Raw genomic sequence first — 6673 nt, 5'->3', positions numbered from 1 at the left:
TGGATTTCCATGGGCCAGCCACCCAGTGCGATCGTATCAGTCGGCATCGCGGCATCGATAATATCGCGTGCCTTGACCTTAACGATCGTTTGCGGATGTCGGCTCTCCCTTACTCCAATCTGCGGGCCAGATGAGGCGAGATAGCAGTCTCCAAGGATGGGATTGGCACCCTTCAAACATTCTACCAAACGCCAGGCGCACTCGCGTGATGCGACCTCGGCTAGGCTGAAGTGGAGACCGTCGCAGGGGTTGGTTTCCAAGTCGAGGGCCATCCACCAGAGGTCGGACGCCCCCGGAACGCGGAGGACGACCCCGCCATTCTCGCGAGCTCGGAGTTCGGGATTCGATGCGTTGTAGGTTTGTGTCGCCGCTTTGAAAAGACTGCGGTCGAGCGCCCAATCGGCGGATACCCCGCCAATGCGCAGAGGATAAGAGGCTGGCTGGATGTTGGCGTTCTCGGAGAAGGCGTTTCGATCTACAAAAAAGCAAAGGTCGCCCTCTCCCGAGGCGTCGACGAATGCGGTGGCCGAAATGCGCAGTTTGCCGAAATGGCCACATACCTCGACAGCGTTGAGTCTCCTGTTAGCCATTTCGGCGCCGGTGACAAACGAGTGATAATACACCATTACGCCGGCATTAATTAATGTCCGATCCAGCGCTACTTTGACGGCCTCCGGATTTAGCGGGACGATCCAATTGCCTGTCGCCCTGAGACGAACCGGGGCAACAGGGAGGCCCAATTTCCCAAGCTCGCTGAGCACCTCCATTGCGACGCCGCCGACTACGGGACAAGGCTCTTCGGTGTTGGCGTACAATCCGCAGTATGCCAGTACGGACGATGTAGTGGCTGCCCCGCCTGCGAAGCCATAGCGCTCAATCAGAATGGTTCGCGCGCCCGCCCTTGATGCCGATGCCGCCGCCGCAACCCCTGCAGAACCGCCGCCTACGACAACGACATCAAACTCCAGCTCTGAAATAGTAGTCGATCCATCCATCACTTAGCACCGAGAAGAGGGTGCACGCGCACCTCACGAAGCTCTTTTGCTTCACCTGAGGCGGGATCCCTAATTTGGAAAGCTTCAGTAGGAATGTCTTTAAGCTAATCGACAGGTATGAACCACGTCCGATCACCGATCGAGTTTCTCCCCGCAGGCGAAATCACTCAACGAGCTCGGCTTCGACGCCCGCAGGGACCCACACTTCAGCTAAACCGCAAGGCACTCTCTATAATTTGCAGAGTGTCGTTTGCCTCAGATCGTATGTTCTTGGGGTGAAGGCGGCTCACCCTCGCAGTAAGCTGAATCGGAGGTTGCTTCGGAATGGCCGAGGCCGAGCCCAAGCTTAGCGAGGATGAACCGTGGATCAGAATAGCAGACTTTTCGACTTTTCATCGGACTGGACGTGTCAAAATTGAAGATTTCGGTTGCCGTGGAGCGGGGCGTGTGCGTAGTGGTCGCGCCGTCCATGATACCAAAGCGCCCTGGTTATCGGGTGAAGACGAACCGCGACGCGGTCAGCCTGGCAAGGTTGCATCGTGCAGGCGAACTGGTGGCAGTCTGGGTTCCAGATCGCGGACACGAACCATGACGATCTCGTGCGGGCTCGAGAAGTAGCCCAGGAGACTCAGAAGCGGGCGCGTCAGCAGCTTTCAGTCGTTCCTGCTTCGACATGGCCGCATCTATTCGGGCCGCTCATCCTAGTCGCTTGATCGACTCTGAAGTTCGAGCATCCGGCGCACTTCATCGTGCTCAAGGAATATTGCCAGGCGATCGAGGATGCCGAGGTGCGCTTGAAGAGTCTGACCGATCTGATCTCGGAGACCGTCAAATCCTGGACGATGGCTCCTGTTGTCGAAGCCTATTAGGCGTTGCGGGCCTCGTTCCGTCAGAGAGCTCGACAGGTGAACATGTCAAACATGGTGGGATCACTAAGGCCGGGAACTCTCGAGCCCGTCGCATGCTGATCGACGGCGCATGGGCTTACCGTTCCCCGCGCGGCTAAGTCGATCCAAGCAAGTGCAGTTGGAACGCCTGCCGAGAAGCGTTCGCGAACAGCGTGTAAAGGTCACCTCCGCCTCTGCTCACGCTATTGAAAAATGATCCTCGCGGGCAAGCATAAGGCCGTCGCGATCACTGCAATCGCGCGAGAAATGGCGGCATTCCTCTGGGCTACTGGCCGGGAAGTGCAACCAGTTCATCAAGCTTAGCCAAGCGCCCCGCATAGCAGCGCGCATCAGAAGGGGCAAACATCGATCATCTGCTGATGCCCAACGTTGGAGGCAGGGCTCTAGTCGAGGAATCTTCGATGGAATTGAGTGGCCGACGACGTCGATGCCCGTGCTCAGAGAGAAGTAGCCCCAGGCGTGCACACGGAAATGCGGTATTCAACCCGCGGATAAGAGTTTGCAAACCATTGTCTCGACGCCAGGTCTTCCTACATTGCTTCCCTGCAGCACTTCGTGTCAATCTTTTCCACCGTCCCCAATCTCTTCGTTCCTGACGGTTCAACCAGATCCGCAGCCCAGATCCGGAACCCCCGCCTACGCGCGAAGGCGAGTGGAACGCTATCGCCGCTCAAATTGACTTGATTATCTTGTCCTTTTCTCCGCTCGCCCGCGCCAAAACAATGTGACAGCACCAGGAGCGACTTAACCATCAAGACGATTCGGGAAAGGTGCCTCGACGCATCGCTGCCCTCGAGGCGTACTCTTCCGCCCGAGCACGACATCCTCCCAAGCTTCGCGTTCGGCGCCGTACGATGTCCGACAATGTCGGATACGCAACTTAGCTGAGCAAGATCTATCCCGTGCCTCGAAACGGTTTCTCATTTTGGCATGGCACCTGCATCTCATCGGCAAACCACGTTATGGACTGGACGGTTACCCAAGGCAAGGAGCCAAAATATGTGCGGCATCTGTGGATGGATTGATTTCGATCGTGACCTAGGAAGTCCCCAAGCGCGCAGGGAGCTTGCCGACATGACGGCCAGCATGGCGAACCGCGGTCCGGACGACGAGGGGACTTGGATCGACGGGCCTGCGGCACTGGGACACCGCCGCCTGGCGATCATCGACATCGAGGGCGGTCGTCAGCCGATGACGCACCAGGAAGACGGCCGACCGGCGTTGGTGCTCGTCTACACGGGCGAGACTTACAACTACCGCGAGCTGCGTCAACGGCTTGCCGCCTCGGGCCATCGGTTCGACACGAGCAGTGACACCGAGGTGGTGCTGCGCGCCCATCGCGAGTGGGGCCACCGCGACCCCCGCAGCGCCGTGAGCGAACTCAACGGGATGTTTGCCTACGCACTCTGGGACACCGCCAAGCGCGAACTGCTTCTCATACGCGACCGGCTCGGCATCAAGCCGCTTTACTACTACCCGACCGAGCACGGAGTGTTATTTGGCTCCGAGCCAAAGGCGATCCTCGCCAATAGTCTCGTGGAACCGGCCATGGACGCCGACGGGCTTCGTCGCACCCTATGCTCCATCCCCGACCCGGACAGCACCGTGTTCCGCGGCATGCGTGAGGTACGGCCCGGCCACATAGTCCGCGTAACCCGCGACGGCGTCAAGGAGATGAGCTACTGGCATCTCACCGACAGCGGGCACACCGACGACGTGCCTACCACCATTCGGCGCGTCCGCGAGTTGCTCGAGGATACGATCCAGCGGCAGCTCATCGCCGATGTGCCGCTGTGCACACTCTTGTCCGGCGGGCTTGATTCCTCGGCCATGACTGCACTGGCCGCGCGCTTCAGCGACGAAAGGATCCGGTCCTTCGCCGTCGACTTCGTCGGCTACACCGACAACTTTATCCCCGGCCCGGGGCGCCCCACTCCCGACGGGCCGTACGTGCAGGAGGTCGCAAAGTTCGTTGGTACCGACCACACGGACATCACGTTGTCCGCGCACGAACTCATGGACCCGGACGTGCGGGCCGCCACTCTCCACGCCCGCGACTTGCCGTTCACTTGGGGCGACGCGGACAGCTCGCTCTACCTGCTGTTCCGGGCCATACGGCAACACTCGACGGTGGCCCTGTCTGGGGAGGCGGCGGACGAGCTTTTTGGCGGCTACTCTAGGTTCCACGATCCCGCGCACATTCAAGCCGACACGTTTCCGTGGCCAGAATCGGATATTGCCCGGCAGTCCCTAGACCCCGGCCTGGTCGAGAAACTCGACCTCCCCGGCTACCTCGACGCGCAGTATCGCAGGGCACTTGCGGAAGTACCCGCCCTGACCGGGCCGGCCTCGGCCGATCCGCACGAGCGTCGTATGCGCGAGGTCTGCTACCTTTTTCTCACGCGTGAGCTGCCGATGCTGCTCGACCGCAAGGACCGGATGAGCATGGCGTGGGGTCTCGAGGTGCGAGTCCCTTTCTGTGACCACCGCCTTGTTGAGTACGTGTTCGGCGCCCCATGGGCCCACAAGACATTCGACGGGCGCGAGAAGAGTCTTCTTCGGGCCGCCACCGCGGACCTGCTCCCGCTATCGGTGGTCCAACGAGTGAAGAGCGCGTATCCGGTTATCCAGGATGCCACCTACGACAAAATGCTGCGCACGCGGTTCGCCGCGCTGCTGAATGACCGCAATGCGGCAGTTGCACCGCTGTTGTCCGTCGACAAATCCCGCGCGTGGCTCAATGCGACCGACAACCTCGAGGGGGTAGAGCATATCCTGACCCTGCAGGATTTCCTGACCGATTACAACGTGAGCCTCACGATCTGAAACGACAGAGGGGCTGCCGCCCGATCACATGGGCGACGTATAGCGGCCAATCCGATGATGGTGCGCAGTGGCAATTCGGCCAGCCGATGACGGAAACCCGATGAAGGAATGCTCACAACCCGCACGCGATATCTATTTTCCCAACGTTTGCGATTGAGGTCGAGGTGTTGTCGCCGTTCCAGTGGGTAAGATGGGATACGCTATCTCCGATAGCTTTCCGGTCAGCGCATTAATGAAGGCAACGAGCAGGTCGACTTCGTTTTGCGTTAACTCTTCGCCAAGTTGGGTGGTCCCCATCATGGCGACGGCCTGTCTCAGGTCCCAAACCTTGCCCGAATGAAAGTACGGCGCGGTGATTGCCACGTTGCGCAGCGGTGCCACGCGGAAAACATACGAATCGTCGGCTGCATTTGTGACGGCAAATCGGCCCTTGTCGTTCTCCGGCAGAACGTCGGCGCTAGGCTTCTCGGTGCGCATTTCGCTGATTGTGAGAAGCCGTTACAGGCGATGGTGAGCGCTCGTTTCATTCGATCGTGGTATTTCGCGCGATCATGAGCGGCCGTTTCGACCGACGTGTTGATTGATTCAGGTGTTTGAGGCGCCGTCAAGAGGGCGGGCGCAGGCATTGTGTTTTCGCATGCTTTCTCGGTGAGCTGAAGGCGGTGAGCATTGTGAATGAGGCGATCCAGGATGGCATCGCCAACAGTGGGATCCGCGAATGCTTCATGATGTACCTTTCCTTGATCGCCTGGTCCGTTGCAGTCGGCGTTGAAGTTGATCGATCTGGTCGCTGGAAAGGCTGATCTGCCAAGGCTGGCCTTTCGTGCTTTGCCGACCGCGGATAAGGCCCTGGGCGAGGTAGTCGAAGATGGTTTGAGCCGTCACGCCGATCGCGGTGGCTGCGCCCTGTACAGAGTAGGTCCCATCAGGCCAGCGTGTCGGATTGGCTGCGACACCGTTAATCTTGGCTGTCGGGATTCCCAGCGGTGGCGCAGAAGCCAGACGTTCTCGTAGGTGAATGGTCTGCCTCGGGCTGAACGAATGCCCTCGTCGTTCAATTTTTTGGCGATTTGCCTGTCCATATCGCCCGCAGCATTGAGTTGCGTGATCCGCTCACGCACAAGCTCGAGTTCGCCATAGTCTCGATCGTAAGATTGAACTCGGCGTTGGATTTGATGTTGGCTGGTTGCGCCGGTCTGCCAAAGAATCCTGATGGCGACCTGGCCGCGTATCTTCTTCTGGTCGAGAACGACCTCCTGCACGATAAAGCGCAAGATACGTTTGCGGTCTTCTGGTTGGGTGGTTTCTGAGTGCCAGATAGCCGGCAAATTCTCGGCGAGTTGCTGAAGCGCCCGCGTGATCCTGTGTCTGTACCACCAAGGGCTCTCGGTCTCTCCACCGACGATATTCCTGCTCGATCTCATCGACCCACCGCAGCTTGTCTTCCCATGCCTTTTCGAGGGTTCTGGCGACGAGACGATTTTCCGGTTCCACGGTGTCGTATTGTCGTCGAGCCCGCTCGGCGTCATACCGCGCACATTCCCGCCGTAGCGTCCATTGTTTCTCGAGGCTCCGCGTTTCCTCCGCAATCTCGTCGAGCGCAGCGATGGCGATGGCGATTTGGTCAGGTTCCAACGCCTTCAGGAGGGTTTGGGCGACCAACTCATCTACTGCGGGCGCCCGAACCTCCTGACAGAGTGAGCTGCCGGTCTGGTTGCGGTCCGCCAGGCAGCAGTAAACGGGGCATGCACTGTCCGGGCCGCTGTAGCGCACGGTCATCCGCCGCCCGCATTGGCCGCAAACCGCCAAGCCCTGCAGCAAAGCAATGCCCTTGCGCGGCGAGCCGCGGTGGCCGGCCTCGTATCGATTGGTGTTATCGGCGAGGCGTCGCTGATTGGTCATGAACTCCTCCCAGTTAATATAACCAGGGTGTGCGTCTTTGAT

General features: G+C 59.4%; 4 protein-coding genes and 3 pseudogenes. 3 read left to right on the top strand and 4 right to left on the bottom strand.

Features of this window, described 5'->3' with window-relative positions; all coding sequences use genetic code 11:
- Positions 1-995 (bottom strand): FAD-dependent oxidoreductase (locus EN818_RS22325; protein ID WP_135905390.1); only part of this gene is annotated, 995 nt, incomplete at its 3' end.
- A 448-nt stretch (positions 996-1443) separates the two neighbouring features.
- Between EN818_RS22325 and EN818_RS22320 the strand changes: the two are divergent.
- Both EN818_RS22320 and asnB read left to right on the top strand, forming a co-directional pair.
- A pseudogene (locus EN818_RS22320) lies at positions 1444-1980 on the top strand (transposase); the annotation flags it as partial.
- 853 nt (positions 1981-2833) lie between these two features.
- The gene (gene asnB / locus EN818_RS22315) at positions 2834-4729 is read left to right on the top strand and encodes an asparagine synthase (glutamine-hydrolyzing) (RefSeq protein ID WP_348631417.1); all 1896 of its coding nucleotides are present in this window, start codon (positions 2834-2836) and stop codon (positions 4727-4729) included.
- 132 nt (positions 4730-4861) lie between these two features.
- Here asnB and EN818_RS22310 read toward each other — a convergent pair.
- Together EN818_RS22310 and EN818_RS33280 are read right to left on the bottom strand one after the other, a co-directional pair.
- Positions 4862-5197 (bottom strand): annotated as a pseudogene (locus EN818_RS22310) (cytochrome C peroxidase); the annotation flags it as partial.
- A 117-nt stretch (positions 5198-5314) separates the two neighbouring features.
- Positions 5315-5442 (bottom strand): annotated as a pseudogene (locus EN818_RS33280) (ATP-binding protein); the annotation flags it as partial.
- Between EN818_RS33280 and EN818_RS34355 the strand changes: the two are divergent.
- Positions 5401-5532 carry a hypothetical protein gene (locus EN818_RS34355; RefSeq protein ID WP_281036012.1) on the top strand — a complete coding sequence of 44 codons (132 nt, stop codon included), beginning with the start codon at positions 5401-5403 and terminating at the stop codon, positions 5530-5532. The pseudogene EN818_RS33280 and the gene EN818_RS34355 sit on opposite strands and share 42 nt — an antisense overlap.
- A 310-nt stretch (positions 5533-5842) precedes the next feature.
- Here the strand turns inward: EN818_RS34355 and EN818_RS33275 are convergent, their stop codons facing one another.
- The gene (locus tag EN818_RS33275) at positions 5843-6631 is read right to left on the bottom strand and encodes a zinc ribbon domain-containing protein (RefSeq protein WP_210237126.1); all 789 of its coding nucleotides are present in this window, start codon (positions 6629-6631) and stop codon (positions 5843-5845) included.
- Positions 6632-6673: the final 42 nt, after the last annotated feature.

The sequence above is a fragment of the Mesorhizobium sp. M3A.F.Ca.ET.175.01.1.1 genome, assembly GCF_004791945.1.
GTDB lineage: Bacteria > Pseudomonadota > Alphaproteobacteria > Rhizobiales > Rhizobiaceae > Mesorhizobium.
Note: the sequence above shows the minus strand (reverse complement) of the source record. Positions and strands in the feature narration are given on the sequence as shown.

Excerpts from the sequence above, each read along its gene's own strand:
- asnB (WP_348631417.1), top strand. The coding sequence starts at position 2,834 with ATGGCACCTGCATCTCATCGGCAAACCACGTTATGGACTGGACGGTTA.
- EN818_RS33275 (WP_210237126.1), bottom strand. The coding sequence starts at position 6,631 with ATGACCAATCAGCGACGCCTCGCCGATAACACCAATCGATACGAGGCC.